This is a genomic window from Marinobacter iranensis (assembly GCF_029207565.1).
Lineage (GTDB): Bacteria > Pseudomonadota > Gammaproteobacteria > Pseudomonadales > Oleiphilaceae > Marinobacter > Marinobacter iranensis.
Window position 1 is genome coordinate 1 of sequence record NZ_JANCMW010000068.1, and the last position, 289, is coordinate 289.

General features: G+C 73.7%; 1 protein-coding gene. It reads right to left on the minus strand.

All coding sequences use genetic code 11. The annotated features are described in order from the left end of the window. Nucleotides 1-289: enoyl-CoA hydratase-related protein (locus tag NLU14_RS21470; RefSeq protein ID WP_275710456.1), on the minus strand; the 289-nt coding region annotated here is incomplete at both ends.

Genomic DNA, 289 nt, shown 5'->3' on the forward strand with positions numbered 1-289 from the left:
GGAAACGGGTGCGCAGCGCCGGATCGGCCTGGAGCTGCTCGAACTCGCGGACATCGGCGCCGGCGGAGAAGATGCCCGGCACGTCGGACCTGAGGATCACGGCGCGGGCATCGCCCACGTCGCGCGCTGCGGCCGCCAGCGCCTGCCAGGCGGCGGTGGGAAGCGCGTTCTTCGCCTCGGGCCTGGCGAGCGCGATGGTGGCGACATGGCCGTTGCGGGTGAGATGGATCATGGCGCGGATCGGCCCGAATGGGGCGCCGCTGTCAAGGGCCAGGCGCGCCGGGATGGG